The sequence below is a fragment of the Cupriavidus sp. 2TAF22 genome (genome assembly GCF_052115045.1).
Classification (GTDB): Bacteria; Pseudomonadota; Gammaproteobacteria; order Burkholderiales; family Burkholderiaceae; genus Cupriavidus.
Genome location: NZ_JBFRFX010000019.1, coordinates 75,931 through 91,089, shown reverse-complemented (window position 1 = coordinate 91,089; position 15,159 = coordinate 75,931). Strand labels below are relative to the sequence as shown.

Here is a 15,159-nt window from a genome sequence, read left to right as displayed (position 1 = left end):
GCCCTGCCGCGCACGCCGCGGCGCCATTTGACACCGTTGCCCCCAGGCAACCGCTTCGCCACCCCGCCCGATGAGCAAACCCGCCCGCACGCTTACCTTCAAGTGCACCAAGTGCACCAAGCCCGTCACGCTGTTTCTGCAGAAAACGTCGGCCTGCTCGCATCTCCAGCCCTACCAGGGCTGGTGCAAATGCGGCGAACTGATGCGCCACGCTACCGGAGAGCAGGACGCCGTCCAGGCTTTCGTGGCGACCGGCGAGATCAGCCACCACCATCACCACCATCACTAAGCCACGGTGAGCCAAGGCAGCAGCCCCGCCTTCGCCGGCAATACCTGGCGCCCCGGCGCCAAGGATCCGCTGCGCTTTCTCGGCGGCTATCCGCCGGACGTGCTCGAACAGGTGCGCCAGATGGTGGCAGCCAACCGGCTCGGCGATCACCTGAGCAAGAAATATCCCGAACGCCACGCCATACAGACGGACCGCGCGCTGTACGAATACACCGGTGAGCTGAAGCAGGACTTCCTGCGCAGCGCGCCGCCGCTGCACAAGGTGGCCTTCGACGCCAAGATCGACACGGTGCACCGCGCGCTCGGCCTGCACACCGCGATTTCGCGCGTGCAGGGAGGCAAGCTCAAGGCCAAGAAGGAAATCCGCGTGGCTTCGGTATTCAGGCAAGCGCCGCCGGAGTTCCTGCGCATGATCGTGGTGCACGAGCTCGCGCACCTGAAGGAAAGCGATCACGACAAGGCGTTCTACCGGCTCTGCGAATACATGGAGCCGGCCTACCACCAGCTCGAGTTCGACACGCGGCTGTTCCTGGCATGGCGGGAGCTGGAGCCCGCGCAAGACTAACTAGCCGGCCACGGCCGCTGTCTTGCAGTAGCTTCCCTGCGCCGCCACCCGGTGCCGCATGCACACCTGCACCTCGCCCGCGGGCGCAGCCGCTTCCACCAGCGCGGCAAGACGCGCCAGCACAAGGTCCGCCATCGCGGCCTGCACCGGCGCCATGGCCAGCCCGACAGCGCTGCCGCCACGGCATTCGTCAAGGTACTGCGCAAGGTCGTCGGCGCCGATGGCGGCTATCTCACGCTGACCTGAGACTTTGCGGACGCCGGCCTGGCATGCGCCACAGGCCGACCCAATTAACAAACATGATTTGAAATTGATAGCGATATGACTATGTTTATCAATTTCAGATTGAATTCTATAGTGAGGACAACACCAACCGCGCCATCGCATTCACCGACACGGAGACCTCCGATGAAAACCACCCTCCTCGCCGCCGCGCTGGCCACCGCCGCATTGCTCTCGCTCTCACAGAACGCCACCGCCGCCAAGCAGGCCGATGAACTCGTTCGTCCGCAGCACGTGGCCGAAGCCGCCAGGCAGCCAGCCAACGCCGCCGTGCTGCTGGCCGCGCGCCGCTACGCCACCTTCTGGAACACCGGCGACGAGCGCTACGCCAGGCTCGCGCTCGACCCCGGCTTTACCGACCGCACGCTACCGCCCGGCCGCGAGCAGGGATTGCCGGGGCCGCTGCAGGCGTCGAAGGGATTCCGCACCGCCGTGCCGGACCTGAGCGCGCAGATGGAAGACGTAGTGATCGCCGGCGACCGCGCCGCGGTGCACCTGCGCTTTCGCGGGCATTTCACCGGGCAGTTCGGCAACGCCAAGGGACAAGGCCAGGCAATCGACTTCCAGGCCTTCGACCTGTACCGCGTGGCTGGCGGCAAGATCGTGGAGAACTGGCATCTGGAGGACAACCTCACGCTGCTCAAGCAGATGGGCGTGAACCAGTAGTGGTGACTTCGGGCGGCTACTTCGCCGCCGATACCCGCCACACGACGTTGCCCACATCGTCCGCCACCAGCAACGCGCCGCCCTTGTCGATAGCAACGCCAACGGGCCGTCCTTGCGCATCGCCGTCCTTGGTGAGGAAGCCCGTCAGCACGTCGACCGGCGCGCCGGCCGGCCTGCCGCCGGAGAACGGCACGAAGATCACCTTGTAGCCGCTATGCGGCTTGCGGTTCCACGAACCGTGCTGGCCGACGAACATGCCGTCCCTGAACCGCGCCGGCAGCGTATTGCCGACAGACGAGGCCAGGCCGAGCGATGCCGTGTGCGGGCCGACGGCGTAGTCGGGCGCGATGGCCCTGGCTACCATCTCCGGCCGCGGCGGCTTTACGCGGACGTCTACATGCTGGCCGTAGTAACTGAATGGCCAACCGTAGAACGCGCCGTCCTTCACCGAGGTGATGTAGTCCGGCACCAGGTCGCTGCCGATTTCGTCGCGCTCGTTCACCGAAGTCCATAACGCGCCGCTGACCGGCTCCCACGCCATGCCATTCGGGTTGCGCAGGCCGCTGGCGAAGACGCGGTGCGCGCCGGTCCCGGGATCGACCTCCCAGATGGCGGCGCGCCCCTCCTCCACGTCGATGCCGTTCTCGCCCACATTGCTGTTTGAGCCCACCGTGACATACAGCTTGCTGCCGTCCTTGCCGGCGATGACGTTCTTGGTCCAGTGATGGTTGATCGGGCCAGCCGGAAGGTCCACCACCTTGACGCCGGGCGCGGTGATTTCGGTCTGGCCCTGCTGATAGGGAAAGCGCAGCACCGCGTCGGTATCGGCCACGTAGAAATCGTTGCCGACCAGCACCATGCCGAACGGCGAATTCAGGTCCTTGAGAAAGACCGAGCGCGTATCGGCCACGCCATCGCCATTGGTATCGCGCAGCAGCGTGATGCGGTTGGCGCTGGGCACGCCCGCGCCCGCGCGTTTCATCACCTGCGTCATCACCCAGCCCCTGACGCCCCTCGCGTCATCCGGCTTGGGCGGTGCGTTGGTTTCCGCCACCAGCACATCGCCGTTCGGCAGCACGTAGAGCCAGCGCGGATGATCGAGCTTGTCGGCGAACGCCACCGTGGCCATGCCCTGCGCAGCGACCGGCTTTGCGCCATCCACCCAGCCCCGGGCGGGCGCGATGTTCACGGTGGGCAGCATCGTCTTGTTGGGCGGCGGCAGCTCTGGATTCACGCCCGTGCCGGCCGAAACCGGCAAGGTTGCCGAATCGCCGCAGGCGGCCAGGCAAGCCACCATCAATACGCACAAGGACAAGGCCGGCAAGCGCTGCAAAAGCATGATGGGCTACCCCGCAATGGAAAGACTGAGCGCCCGCGATGCGAAGCCGCAGGCGATAGCGAAACCACGCCGGCCCGTGCGAAAGCCGGGCCGGCGGACGCATCCATATTCACTATAGGGGCAGCGGACTGGCCGTACTGTCAGCCAAACCGCAGGCGCGCGTAGGACAACGACGGCGGCCGCATCATCACCGCGTGCCCCTCACGCGCCACGCCATTCAGTCGCAGGCGTAGCGGAACGCGCCATCCAGGTCCACCGGCAGCACCCGCGTGCGCAGGTGAGCGGCTTTGGAGGAAACGGATTTGAGGGCGGCTTCCGGGCAGCGCTCAAGTGAACTTGCCCCGCCTAAGCTAGCCAGATTGCATGACCAGAAGACAGGCCGCCGGAGCTTGCCCCTATCCGACCAGTTCGCGATGCAATGCCACGTATTCCTGGGCGAGCTTGTGCCGCGGGTCCAGGTAGATCATCGGCCTGGCGTGCTGATGGGATTCGCGGATCTTCACCGACGAGGACAGGCGCGAGCCCAGCACCGGCAAACCTTCGCTCACCAGTTCGTCCACCAGCTGCTGGGGCAGGCTGGCGCGCGGCTGAAACTGATTGATCACGATCCCCTCCACTTCCAGCGCCGCATTATGGTCCTGCTGGATCTCCTTCACGTTGTCCAGCAGCGTGTACAGGGCGCGGCGGGAAAAGTCGTCGCAGTCGAATGGAATCAGGCAGCGCTCGACGGCAATCAGGGCCGAGCGGGTGTAGAAGTTCAGTGCCGGCGGCGTATCGATATAGATTGCATCGTACGTATCCAGCTCGTTCAATGCATCGCGCAGCTTGTAGATCTTGTAGCGCGATTCGAGCTTGCCATGCAGCGCATCGAGATCGGGGTGCGCCGGCATCACGTCGAGATTCTCGAACTGTGTCGAATGCACGAAGGAAGAGAACTCAACCGGCTTGAAGCTGTAGGTCAGGGCGGTCTCGAAGAAATCCGCCACCGTCGGGGTCGCTTCGCCGGCCTGCTTGCCGAGCAGATACTGGCTGGAATTTCCCTGCACATCCAGGTTGATGACCAGGGTGCGCAAGCCTTCGCTGGCACTGATTGCCGCCAGGTTGCACACAATGGTCGACTTCCCAACACCGCCCTTCTGATTGAATACGACGCGCCGCATTTGCCCTCCCCCGTGGAATTCTCCCGACTGAAGGCAAGAGCTTACCGTCAGGCCGCTCGTTGTGCCTGCACTGCAGCATCAAGATTCGACTTGATTGTGGGGCGCGCTTCCGTGGGCGGGCCGGCAGCGTCACTTCGTTGCGGACCAGGACGACTCCAGCAGAATGCCGGAAAGCTTCGGCTGCTTCTGGTGACGACCCATTTTTCACCCGCCCTTCTTTCGTTTGTATTGCCGGCTGGACAGGGCTTTACGGCTGGATTTGATAGATATTACACAAGGTGTTAAATATGGTATCCGTGGTCGTCGGTTGGATTGACATGGATGGTGGGGTCATCAAGAATGACTCATCGCCGAAACAACGGTGATCGGGTTTAGCAGCCTGAAACGTCCAAGGCGGACAGCCGCGCCATGCGGCTATCTTTTCGTCCGCGATGCCCTCGCACGTCCATACCATGGGCGGGCCTGGGTGGGGAGCCTCCGGGCTCGCCGGCATCCTTGGACACCGGTCTGCTAACCCGCCCTGTGCCCGCCCACCCCGTTTAGCAGCGGAAGGCGGGTGAAACCCTGTCCAAGGAGGCTGCAAATGCCTGTTGTTTTCGCTCGTGCTGAGCAAACGCAGATCCAACGCAAATCCTGTTCGCTGCAAGCATTAGTTCGTGAGGAGGGGACTCATGACTGAGCAGGCCGAAACGACGCTAGCACCAATCGGGCATATGCAGCGTGACCTGTTGGCCGAGTTGCACGGCCTTGCACTATGGAAAGAGGATTCTGCAGCAACGCGTATCCACGAGATCGTCAGTCAGTTGATAGCGATCGAGGAGCAAGTACGAGGCAATGTCCTTGAGCAATGCGATCGACTTCTGCAAGTCAGCGCGGCAATACGGTTGATGTTGACGCTCCTGGATCAGGACGATGCGGCATGCGCCGAGCCCTCGGGGTTGCACTGCATGCTCTCGCTGCTAAAGAGTCGACTCGACTCGGCAGTTGATGGCGTGCAGGGGATGTATTGAGGACCAGGTGATGCCTCGGTGATGCCTCAACGGTCAGCCCCTGAAAAAACACCTTGCCCGGCGACCACGCACTTCCTAAGTGAGCGCGAGCCTGCAAAACGAAAACGGCCCCCAATCGCTTGGAGGCCGTTTTCAAATTCTGGTGCCGGCTGCAGGACTCGAACCCGCCACCTGATGATTACAAATCAACTGCTCTACCTGATGAGCTAAGCCGGCATGTTTGGTGCAGACAGCGATTCTACTGCATGCGGCGCGAAATGACGATGCCTTGATGCAGCCTGCGCCGTACTTACTTCACCACCTTCAGCGAAGGCTTCTTGGCGCCGATGCGCGAGACCGGCGGCGGCGTGGGTTCGTCGTCGCCGTTGTGGCCTTCGGTAGTGTCAGCCGTGACCGGGGATTCGCTTTCCACCGTTGACAGCTTGGGTGGCGGGTTGTTCTCGCGTTCCGTGGCGGCCTGGGTGTCGGGCACGCTGCGCTCCACCGGGAAGGCCATGCCCTGGCCGTTCTCGCGGGCGTAGATGGCGAGCACGTTTTCAATGGGTACGTCGATCTTGCGGGAGACGCCGCCGAAGCGCGCGCTGAAGCCGATCCATTCGTTGCCCATGTCCAGGCCGCTGGTGGCGTCGAAGCTGACGTTGAGCACGATTTCGTTGTTCTTGACGAACTCGCGCGGCACGCTGGTGTTGGCGTCGACGAAGACGGCGATGTATGGCGTGAAGCCGTTGTCCGTGCACCACTCGTAGATGGCGCGGATCAGGTAGGGCTTGGTGGAGGTTTCAGGCATTGGGCTTCCAGTGGCGCGGGGCGCGTTCCGGGCGGCCCGAAGCGGTGCGCCTCGGGCCGGGGGGCCGGTTTAGCGGCGCATCACCTTTTCCGACGGGGTGAGCGCTTCGATGTAGGCCGGGCGGCTGAAAATGCGTTCGGCGTACTTCAGCAGCGGCGCGGCGTTCTTCGACAGCTCGATGCCGTAATGATCCAGGCGCCACAGCAGCGGGGCGATGGCGACGTCGAGCATGGAGAACTCTTCGCCGAGCATGTACTTGTTCTTGACGAAGATCGGCGCGAGCTGGGTCAGGCGGTCGCGGATGGAGGCGCGGGCACGCTCGTGGTTCTTCTCGGCGGCCTTGCCCTTTTCGTTTTCGAGGGCGTAGACGTGCGTGAAGAGTTCCTTTTCGAAGTTGAACAGGAACAGGCGGGCGCGGGCGCGCTGCACCGGGTCGGCCGGCATCAGCTGCGGGTGCGGGAAGCGCTCGTCGATGTACTCGTTGATGATGTTCGACTCGTACAGGATGAGGTCGCGCTCGACCAGGATGGGCACCTGACCGTAGGGGTTCATCACCGAAATGTCTTCCGGCTTGTTGAACAGGTCGACGTCACGGATCTCGAAATCCATGCCCTTTTCGAACAGGACGAGGCGGCAACGTTGGGAGAACGGGCAGGTGGTGCCCGAATACAACACCATCATGGTTGGATTCCTTTGAAGCGGGGTCGATTGGCTGGATCGGTATTCTGGCAGAACCGCTATGCAGAAAGCAAATTAGATGATATTAAATCACTTTTGTGCGTGATTTTGGCGGGTAAATGCGCTTTGTATGGCACTTTTGCCATTATCGGCAAGCGATCCATTCAAGCGAAAAGGGCTGGGGCGAACGTCGGTTTCGCGACGCCCGCGCCAGCCCCCTGCCCCTTCGGGGCTTGCGCCCCTCGGGCTTTACTGCCGATTACTTGATGTCCTTCCAGTACGAGGCGTTCAGGCGCCAGGCAAAGACGGTGAACACGCCGAGGAACATCAGCACCCACACGCCGAGGCGCTTGCGCTGGTTCTGGGCGGGCTCGGCCATCCAGTCGAGGAAGCCGACGAGATCGGTCACGGCCTGGTCGTACTCGATCGTGCTCAGCTTGCCCGGGGTGACCTGCTCGAAGCCGGCGAACTTGTGGACCTTCTCGCCGTGCTCTTCGACTTCGGCGAACTTGGCGGCGCGCTGGCCCTGCAGCTCCCACAGTACGTGCGGCATGCCGACGCTCGGGAACACCAGGTTGTTCCAGCCCGTGGCGCGGTTGTCGTCGCGGTAGAAGGTGCGCAGGTAGGTGTAGAGCCAGTCGTCGCCGCGGGCGCGGGCGATCACCGACAGGTCCGGCGGGGCCGCGCCGAAGAAGGTCTTGGCTTCCTTCGGCTGCATGGCGATGGTCATCATGTCGCCGACCTTGTCACCACTGAACAGCAGGTTCTGGCGGATCTGGTCGTCGGTCAGGCCGATGTCCTTGAGGCGGTTGTAACGCATCATGGACGCGCCGTGGCAGTTCAGGCAGTAGTTCACGAACAGCTTGGCGCCGCGCTGCAGCGAGGAGAGATCGCTGGTCTGCACGGGTGCCGGCTCGAGGGGGTAGCCCCCTTCGCTGGCCATGGCGGGCGCGGCGGCAAAGCAGGCGCCGGCCAGCGCGAGAATCGAAAGCAGCTTTTTCATCGTGTGTCCTTGTGCTTTTGTCGGGGTTCGTCCGGTCTCAGTGCGGGTGGAACGTCACGCGTTCCGGCACGGGCTTGAACTGGCCGACGCGGCTCCACAGCGGCATGGTCAGGAAGAAGGCGAAGTACAGCAGGGTGCCAAGCTGCGACACCTTTTCACCCACCGGCGACGGGGGCATGACACCCAGGTAGCCGAGCACGATGAACACCACCACGAACACGCTCAGGATGGTCTTGTGGAAAGCCGGGCGATAGCGGATCGACTTCACCGGCGAGTGGTCCAGCCACGGCAGGAAGAACAGGATCACCACCGAGCCGCCCATCACCAGCACGCCCCAGAACTTGGCGTCGATGAAGTAGAAGCCCACGGCCAGGATCACGGCGATGGCGAGCGCGCCAACCTTGATGCGGGCATCCTTGCTGCGCAGGAACACCATGCCCAGCAGCACCGCGAAGAACACCCACAGGATCGGCAGGAAGTTCGAGGTGGTGGCACGCAGCATCGAATAGAACGGCGTGAAGTACCAGACCGGCGCGATATGCGGCGGGGTCTTGAGCGGATCGGCCGGGAAGAAGTTGTTCGACTCCAGGAAGTAGCCGCCGACCTCCGGGAAGAAGAAGATCACCGCGGAGAAGATCATCAGGAAGCCGCCCACGCCCAGCAGGTCATGCACCGAGTAGTACGGGTGGAACGGGATGCCGTCCAGCGGGATGCCGTTCTCGTCCTTCTTGGCCTTGATCTCGACGCCGTCCGGGTTGTTCGAGCCCACTTCGTGCAACGCGATGATGTGCGCGACCACCAGGCCCAGCAGCACCAGCGGCACGGCGATGACGTGGAAGGAGAAGAAGCGGTTCAGGGTGGCGTCGCTGACGACGTAGTCGCCACGGATGAACAGCGACAGGTCCTGGCCGATCACGGGAATCGCCGAGAACAGGTTCACGATCACCTGGGCGCCCCAGTACGACATCTGGCCCCACGGCAGCAGGTAGCCCATGAAGGCTTCGGCCATCAGGCACAGGAAGATCAGGCAGCCGAAGATCCAGACCAGTTCGCGCGGCTTGCGGTAGGAGCCGTAGAGCAGGCCGCGGAACATGTGCAGGTACACGACCACGAAGAAGGCCGAGGCGCCGGTGGAGTGCATGTAGCGCACCAGCCAGCCCCAGGGCACTTCACGCATGATGTATTCCACGCTGGCGTAGGCCACGGGAATGCCGGCGGCGTTGAGCGTGCCGTCGGGCTTGTAGTTCATCACCAGGAAGATGCCGGTGACGATCTGGATGACCAGGACAAGCAGCGCCAGCGAGCCGAAGAAGTACCAGAAGTTGAAGTTCTTCGGTGCGTAGTACTTGGAGAGATGGTCTTCCCAGAGCTGCGTAGCGGGGAAGCGTGCGTCGATCCAGCCCAGCAGGCCAGTCGTCTTGACTTGTTTTTCGGCCGCCATGGTCAAGCGTCTCCTTTTTCATCCTTGCCGATCACGATCTTCGTGTCGGACAGGAACTGGTAGGGGGGTACGTCAAGGTTTTGCGGGGCCGGCTTGTTCTTGAACACGCGGCCAGCCAGGTCGAAGGTCGAACCGTGGCAGGGGCATAGGAATCCGGGGTCGGAACCGAGCTGGGGATTGGAGCCGGCGCCGAAGGGGCCGGAGGGCGAGCAGCCCAGGTGGGAGCAGATGCCCACCACGACCAGGAGGTCCTTGTGGTCGGCGCGCGAGCGGGTTTCGTTCTTGCAGTACTCGGGCGTCTTCATGGTGAAGGGCACGTCCGAGTTGGGGTCGGCGACTTCGGCATCGGTCTTCTTGAGCGACGCGAGCATTTCCTCGGTGCGCTTCAGAATCCAGACAGGCTTGCCACGCCATTCCACGGTCATCATTTCGCCCGGCTTCAAGGCGCTGATATCAGCCTCGACTGGTGCTCCGGCTGCCTTGGCTTTCTCTGACGGCGCGAACGTGCTGACGAACGGCACTGCGACCGCCACGCCTCCGATGCCGCCAGCGACTGACGTCGCAATCAACCAATTGCGGCGACCCTTATCCACGTTCTTCACGTTTTGCTGGTCACTCATTCCAAACCCCAGGGGATGTCAAATTAGATTTTGCGTCAACCGTAAATTGTACCTTAGGCACATGAGGCATTGAAAGGCGCAGAGTTACTCACGTTCGCGCGATAATCGGACAGAAATCAGCTATGTGGCCTGCAGGCTTGCGTTACGGGCAGTGATGCGGCAGGCTTTTGTCCTGACGACCGTTCAAACCAAGCAACAGAGGGAGAAAAGCATGGGGATGATCTCGGAGTTCAAGACCTTCGCAATGCGCGGCAATGTGATCGACCTGGCCGTGGGCGTGATTATCGGCGCGGCGTTCGGCAAGATTGTCGATTCGGTGGTGAACGACCTGATCATGCCGGTGGTCGGCCGCATCATCGGCAAGCTCGACTTCTCCAATATGTTCGTCGCGCTATCGGATCCGCCCGCGGGCGTGCCGCACACGCTCGATGCCCTGAAAAAGGCCGGCGTGCCGGTCTTTGCCTACGGCAACTTCCTGACCATCCTGGTCAATTTCCTGATCCTGGCCTTCATCATCTTCATGATGGTGCGCGCCATCAACAAGCTGCGCGCCGAAGAGCCGAAGGTGGAAGCGCCTGCGGCCACGCCGGAAGACGTGGTGCTGCTGCGCGAGATCCGCGACAGCCTGAAGGCGCGCCAGGCCTGAGCGCGCAAGGCCCGGGTGGCGGGCGCATGCCGCGCCCCGCCGCTGTCAGACCGGGTTCGGAATATCGATGAAGGTATGGCGCAGGCCGAACTGCTGCGCCAGGTGCTCGCCGAGCGAGCGGATGCCGTAGCGTTCGGTGGCATGATGCCCGGCCGCCAGGTAGGCCACGCCGCTCTCGCGCGCGAGATGGGTGGTCTGCTCGGAGATCTCGCCGCTCAGGTAGGCATCCACGCCGGCTGCCACGGCACCGTCGAAATAGCCCTGGGCACCGCCGGTGCACCAGCCCACCGTGCGAATCATTTGCTCGGGATCGCCGATGGCGAGCGGTTCACGCTCGAGCACGCCGCCCACGTGGGCGGCCAGCGCGGCGAGCGGCATGGGTTGCGGCAGGGTGCCGGTCCAGCCGAGCTGGTCGTCGCCAAATCGACCGGTGGGTGTAAATCCTAATTGCAAGCCGAGCTGGGCGTTATTGCCGAATTCCGGATGATTATCGAGCGGCAGGTGATAAGCCAGCAGGTTCACATCGGCCCCGAGCAGGCGTTTCAGGCGGGCGTGTTTTTGGCCGATTACGCGGGCGTCTTCGTTTTTCCAGAAATAACCGTGATGAACCAAAATGGCATCGGCACCCGCCTCGATGGCGGCTTCGACCAATGCCAGGCTCGCGGTCACGCCGGTGACGATATTTTCCACTTCAAGGCGGCCTTGCACTTGCCATCCGTTCGGGCAATAGTCTTTGTATCGAGGGACCTGAAGCAGGTCGTTCAAGTACAATTCAAGATCTTTTGTTTTCATTTTCTGCCCAAACTCCAATATGTTGCGCCGATTCTGGCTGTTCTTTGCTCAGGCTGTCACCGTCGTGCTGGCCGTGTGGTTCGTCGTGGCCACGCTAAAACCGGAATGGCTGCAACGCGGCCGGGTGGCCGTGCAATCCGGGTCGCCGATCGTCGCGCTGAAGGAGGTGGTGCCCAACATTGCGGGTTCCTCGGCGCAGGGCTCCTATAGCGACGCGGCGCAGCAGGCGATGCCGGCGGTGGTGAACATCTTCACCAGCAAGAATGGCAGCAAGCGCACACCCAACAACCCGCAGGCGGAAGATCCATGGTTCCGGTTCTTCTTCGGCGACCGCCTCCCGGAACGGCAGGAACCGGTATCCAGCCTCGGCTCGGGCGTGATCGTCAGCGCGGAAGGCTACATTCTAACCAACCACCATGTGGTGGACGGCGCCGATGAGATCGAGGTGGCCCTCACCGACGGCCGCAAGGCGAATGCCAAGGTGGTTGGCTCGGATCCGGAAACCGACCTGGCCGTCCTGAAGATCACGCTGAAGGACCTGCCCGCGATCACGCTGGGCCGGATCGAGAACGTCAAGGTTGGCGACGTGGTGCTGGCCATCGGCAACCCGTTCGGCGTCGGCCAGACCGTGACCATGGGCATCGTGTCGGCGCTGGGCCGCAGCCACCTGGGCATCAACACCTTCGAGAACTTCATCCAGACCGATGCTGCCATCAACCCGGGCAATTCGGGCGGTGCGCTGGTCGATGCGCAAGGCAACCTGCTGGGCGTCAATACCGCCATCTATTCGCGCTCGGGCGGCTCGCTGGGCATCGGCTTCGCCATTCCGGTGTCGACCGCGAAGCAGGTGATGGAATCGATCATCTCCACCGGCACGGTGACGCGGGGCTGGATCGGCGTGGAACCGCAGGACATGACGCCGGAGATCGCCGAGTCGTTCGGGCTCGAAGCCAAGGAAGGGGCCCTGATCGCCGCCGTGGTCCAGGGTGGCCCGGCCGACAAGGCCGGCGTGAAGCCGGGCGATGTGCTGGTCTCCGTCGATGGCCAGACCATCACCGACACTACCGCTCTGCTCAATGCCATCGCCCAGCTCAAGCCGGGCGCGGAAATCAAGATGAAGGTGGTGCGCCGTGGCAAGCCGATCGAGCTGGCAGTCATGATCGGCAAGCGCCCCCCGCCGCCGCGCCGCGCGATGCCGCTCGATGAGGAGGAATAAGCCGCCGCGCAGCCGCGCCCGCCCGGCCTGAGCCTTGCCTGACCCCGCCTTTCGTGGCGGGGTTTTTTGTTTCCGGGGTGGCAGTGCTGGCTGCGCTTGCCGATGCCGGCTTCGGCGCATTGAAGCCGCGAAAGCGTACCCGGTGCTGCGCTCACGGCAGTCCCGGCGGCTACGTGAACGAAATCGCGCAAAAGCTGTGCATCGAAGCCGGGAGCGACGCGCGGGCCCGGGAAGCAGCCGGCTGCGCAAGAGCGATTGAGCGCCACGGCCGGCCCCTCCCGCCTGGCCGGCATGCCATCCAGGCCGCCACGCTGTCCGCCGGCGCTGGCCCATGGGTAGTCAGCTTGCACGATACGGGAATGCGCCCTGCCCCGTCGCGAAGCCGGACAAAGGCGACAGCAGACAGCCGTGCCCCGGGCGCCAAAAACAAAACGCCGGCATCCTTGCGGATGCCGGCGTTTTGAGTTCAAGCCAATCTAGAGCGAGCTTACGCCCGCGCTAAATTAGAACTTGTGGCGAACACCAACGATGCCGCCGAACTGGTTGCCACCAGTTTGGACGGTCGGACCAGACGTAATTTGGTCGTTGAAGCCATTCACGCTCAGAGCCGAATTGCCACCCTTGTTGAGGATGTACGTAGCCGAGGCGTACAAGTCGGTACGCTTCGACAGCGCGTAGTCGGCGGTCGTCACGAACTGCCACGGGTTAGCCTTGGCGTTACGCAGGTTCTGGTAGTAAGCGGAGCCCGACAGCGAGAAAGCCGGGGTCAGCTGATAGCCCAGACCAACCCAACCCAGGTTCGAGGCGGTGTTCAGCACGCCGGAAGCACCCGGCAGGGCCACGTTGTTGTAAGCGTGAGCGTAGCGGTAGCCAGCGTAGACCTTGGCCGGACCGAATGCGTAGGTGCCAGCGATGGTCGCGCGACGGATCAGCTGATTGCCGTTGTTGAGAGTTGCCGTCGAGACGTTCGATTGGTCATAAGCAGCACCAACCGAGAACGGGCCTGCAGCGTAGCTCGCCAGGAAGCCGTACTCGCGGCCGTTGGTGAAGTTACCCGCAACCTCTTGGTTGTTGTTGTTGAAGCTGTAGAAGGCCGAAGTGGTCAGGCCACCGAAAGTGCCGGTGTACTTGACGGTATTGTCGGCGCGGGCAGCGAATTCCGGAGCCGTCGCGGTAATGCTGTAACGGGTCGAAATGGCCATCGGATCATAGATCAGGCCGAAATCATAGAACGTGGTCTGCTGGCGGCCCAGGGTCAACGTGCCGTACTGGCTCTGCAGGCCGACGTAGGCGTTACGGCCGAACAGACGATTGCCTTGAGCCGAAGTACCGTTGTCAACGTTGAAGCCGCTTTCCAGGACGAAAATGCCCTTCAGGCCGCCGCCCAGGTCTTCCACGCCACGCAGGCCCCAACGCGAACCGGACTGGTTGCCCGACTGCAAGGCAAACAGGTTGTGGTTGCCGTTGGTAGTTGCGTTCTTGTTGGTGTATTCAATACCAGCGTCAACAACGCCGTACAGGGTCACGCTCGATTGGGCATACGCACCACCAGCGGCCAGGGCAGCGACAGCGGCTGCAAACAGTTTCATCTTCATATCGACACTTTCCTTGTCAACTGATTGGGAAATCTTGGCTTGCCCAAGTGCTTGGGCGACGCATTTACCTCACGTCTGCTGCGTATTATGGGTCAGCCCCCCCGGCCGCCAGAAGGCTTTTTCGTCGTAAACCGTGGATTGCGGGGGATTTTGTTGTGATGTCGCAACAGCCTGGAAGCGCATTTTCACCGTTTTGGTGCAAAAGTTGCGCCCCCAAGCTTTGCTTCCGAAGCGGTACGCGTTCTCAGTCCGCCTGCGCTTCGCTGGCTGCCGGGTCTGCCGCGACGGGTCGCGAGGTGAAGCGGGCCATGATCAGTCCCAGCTCGTAAAGTGCTACCAGCGGCACGGCCAGCAGCAGTTGGGACAGCACATCGGGCGGTGTCACCACGGCGGCGATCACGAAGGCGCCGACGATCACATAGGGGCGGATCTGCTTGAGCTTTTCCAGCTCGACCACGCCAAAGCGCACCAGCACGATCACCACCACGGGCACCTCGAAGGTAATGCCGAACGCCAGGAACATGGTCATGGCGAAGCTGAGGTATTTATCGATGTCCGTCGACATCTCGGCCCCCAGCGGGGCGTTGTAGTGCGCCATGAAATGGAACACCGTGGGGAACACCAGGAAGTAGGCGAAGGCCACGCCGCAGATAAACAACAAGTAGCTGCTGCTGACCAGCGGGACAATCAGCCGCTTCTCATGCTGGTACAGGCCGGGCGCGACAAACTGCCAGATCTGGTACAGCACCCATGGCAACGCGACCAGGAAGGCCACCAGCAGCGTGACCTTCATCGGCACGAAGAACGAGCCGGTCACGTCGGTGACGATCATCCTGCCGCCCTTGGGCAGCGACTCCATGAGAGGCCGGGCGAACAGGTTGAAGATATTCGGTGCCCAGTAGACCAGGCAGACGAAGACCAGGATCACGCCGGAGGCAGCCTTGACGATGCGCGAGCGCAGCTCCACCAGGTGAGAGATGAAGGTTTCCTGCTGGCCTTCGTCCTGCGGGTCTTGGGGATCTTGGGAACGGGAGTCGCTCATGGCGTGGACCGCTCAGCCCGGCGGGCTGG

General features: G+C 62.7%; 17 protein-coding genes and 1 tRNA gene. 7 read left to right on the top strand and 11 right to left on the bottom strand.

Translation table 11 applies throughout. The features are described from left to right. Positions 1-70 precede the first annotated feature (70 nt). From AB4Z48_RS22740 to AB4Z48_RS22725, 4 genes are all read left to right on the top strand, one after another. On the top strand, positions 71-289 hold the full coding sequence (locus AB4Z48_RS22740; RefSeq protein ID WP_441618084.1) for a hypothetical protein: 219 nt from the start codon (positions 71-73) through the stop codon (positions 287-289). A 69-nt stretch (positions 290-358) separates the two neighbouring features. After that, positions 359-853 carry a M48 metallopeptidase family protein gene (locus AB4Z48_RS22735; protein WP_441618176.1) on the top strand — a complete coding sequence of 165 codons (495 nt, stop codon included), beginning with the start codon at positions 359-361 and terminating at the stop codon, positions 851-853. 51 nt (positions 854-904) lie between these two features. Then, positions 905-1,099, top strand: a complete 195-nt coding sequence (locus tag AB4Z48_RS22730; RefSeq protein ID WP_441618082.1) for a hypothetical protein — start codon at positions 905-907, stop codon at positions 1,097-1,099. Positions 1,100-1,261: 162 nt separating this feature from the next. Continuing rightward, positions 1,262-1,801 carry an ester cyclase gene (locus AB4Z48_RS22725; protein WP_441618081.1) on the top strand — a complete coding sequence of 180 codons (540 nt, stop codon included), beginning with the start codon at positions 1,262-1,264 and terminating at the stop codon, positions 1,799-1,801. A 16-nt stretch (positions 1,802-1,817) separates the two neighbouring features. On the opposite strand, the gene AB4Z48_RS22720 is transcribed toward AB4Z48_RS22725, so the two are convergent. Both AB4Z48_RS22720 and AB4Z48_RS22715 read right to left on the bottom strand, forming a co-directional pair. Continuing rightward, positions 1,818-3,140 carry a PQQ-dependent sugar dehydrogenase gene (locus AB4Z48_RS22720; RefSeq protein ID WP_441618080.1) on the bottom strand — a complete coding sequence of 441 codons (1,323 nt, stop codon included), beginning with the start codon at positions 3,138-3,140 and terminating at the stop codon, positions 1,818-1,820. Between the two features lie 395 nt (positions 3,141-3,535). Continuing rightward, positions 3,536-4,300 (bottom strand): ParA family protein, encoded by a 765-nt coding sequence (locus tag AB4Z48_RS22715; RefSeq protein ID WP_441618078.1) that lies wholly within the window; start codon positions 4,298-4,300, stop codon positions 3,536-3,538. 671 nt (positions 4,301-4,971) lie between these two features. Here AB4Z48_RS22715 and AB4Z48_RS22710 point away from each other — a divergent pair. After that, the gene (locus AB4Z48_RS22710) at positions 4,972-5,310 is read left to right on the top strand and encodes a DUF1484 family protein (protein WP_441618076.1); all 339 of its coding nucleotides are present in this window, start codon (positions 4,972-4,974) and stop codon (positions 5,308-5,310) included. A 140-nt stretch (positions 5,311-5,450) separates the two neighbouring features. Here AB4Z48_RS22710 and AB4Z48_RS22705 read toward each other — a convergent pair. The 6 genes from AB4Z48_RS22705 to petA all read right to left on the bottom strand — a co-directional run bounded on the left by AB4Z48_RS22705 (position 5,451) and on the right by petA (position 9,839). Then, positions 5,451-5,526: transfer RNA gene (locus AB4Z48_RS22705), tRNA-Thr, on the bottom strand. A 73-nt stretch (positions 5,527-5,599) separates the two neighbouring features. Then, positions 5,600-6,097 carry a ClpXP protease specificity-enhancing factor gene (locus tag AB4Z48_RS22700; protein WP_441618074.1) on the bottom strand — a complete coding sequence of 166 codons (498 nt, stop codon included), beginning with the start codon at positions 6,095-6,097 and terminating at the stop codon, positions 5,600-5,602. 69 nt (positions 6,098-6,166) lie between these two features. Continuing rightward, positions 6,167-6,778: a glutathione S-transferase N-terminal domain-containing protein gene (locus AB4Z48_RS22695; protein ID WP_441618072.1), complete on the bottom strand. Its 612-nt coding sequence runs from the start codon at positions 6,776-6,778 to the stop codon at positions 6,167-6,169. 256 nt (positions 6,779-7,034) lie between these two features. Further along, a complete protein-coding gene (locus AB4Z48_RS22690) occupies positions 7,035-7,778 on the bottom strand; it encodes a cytochrome c1 (RefSeq protein ID WP_441618070.1) in 744 nt (247 codons plus the stop codon). 37 nt (positions 7,779-7,815) lie between these two features. Further along, entirely contained in the window at positions 7,816-9,219 is a 1,404-nt protein-coding gene (locus AB4Z48_RS22685; RefSeq protein ID WP_441618068.1) for a cytochrome b, read from the bottom strand. Between the two features lie 2 nt (positions 9,220-9,221). Next, positions 9,222-9,839 (bottom strand): ubiquinol-cytochrome c reductase iron-sulfur subunit, encoded by a 618-nt coding sequence (gene petA, locus AB4Z48_RS22680; RefSeq protein WP_441618066.1) that lies wholly within the window; start codon positions 9,837-9,839, stop codon positions 9,222-9,224. Between the two features lie 211 nt (positions 9,840-10,050). Here petA and mscL point away from each other — a divergent pair, with 211 nt between their 5' ends. Next, positions 10,051-10,485 carry a large conductance mechanosensitive channel protein MscL gene (gene mscL / locus AB4Z48_RS22675; RefSeq protein WP_441618064.1) on the top strand — a complete coding sequence of 145 codons (435 nt, stop codon included), beginning with the start codon at positions 10,051-10,053 and terminating at the stop codon, positions 10,483-10,485. Positions 10,486-10,530: 45 nt separating this feature from the next. Here the strand turns inward: mscL and AB4Z48_RS22670 are convergent, their stop codons facing one another. Continuing rightward, positions 10,531-11,277: a Nif3-like dinuclear metal center hexameric protein gene (locus AB4Z48_RS22670; RefSeq protein ID WP_441618062.1), complete on the bottom strand. Its 747-nt coding sequence runs from the start codon at positions 11,275-11,277 to the stop codon at positions 10,531-10,533. A 19-nt stretch (positions 11,278-11,296) separates the two neighbouring features. On the opposite strand from AB4Z48_RS22670, the gene AB4Z48_RS22665 reads away from it, so the two are divergent. Continuing rightward, positions 11,297-12,493, top strand: a complete 1,197-nt coding sequence (locus tag AB4Z48_RS22665; protein WP_441618060.1) for a Do family serine endopeptidase — start codon at positions 11,297-11,299, stop codon at positions 12,491-12,493. 503 nt (positions 12,494-12,996) lie between these two features. Here AB4Z48_RS22665 and AB4Z48_RS22660 read toward each other — a convergent pair. Next, a complete protein-coding gene (locus AB4Z48_RS22660) occupies positions 12,997-14,088 on the bottom strand; it encodes a porin (RefSeq protein ID WP_441618058.1) in 1,092 nt (363 codons plus the stop codon). 244 nt (positions 14,089-14,332) lie between these two features. Further along, positions 14,333-15,130, bottom strand: coding sequence for a twin-arginine translocase subunit TatC (gene tatC / locus AB4Z48_RS22655; protein WP_441618056.1), 798 nt, complete (start codon positions 15,128-15,130; stop codon positions 14,333-14,335). Between the last annotated feature and the right edge of the window lie 29 nt (positions 15,131-15,159).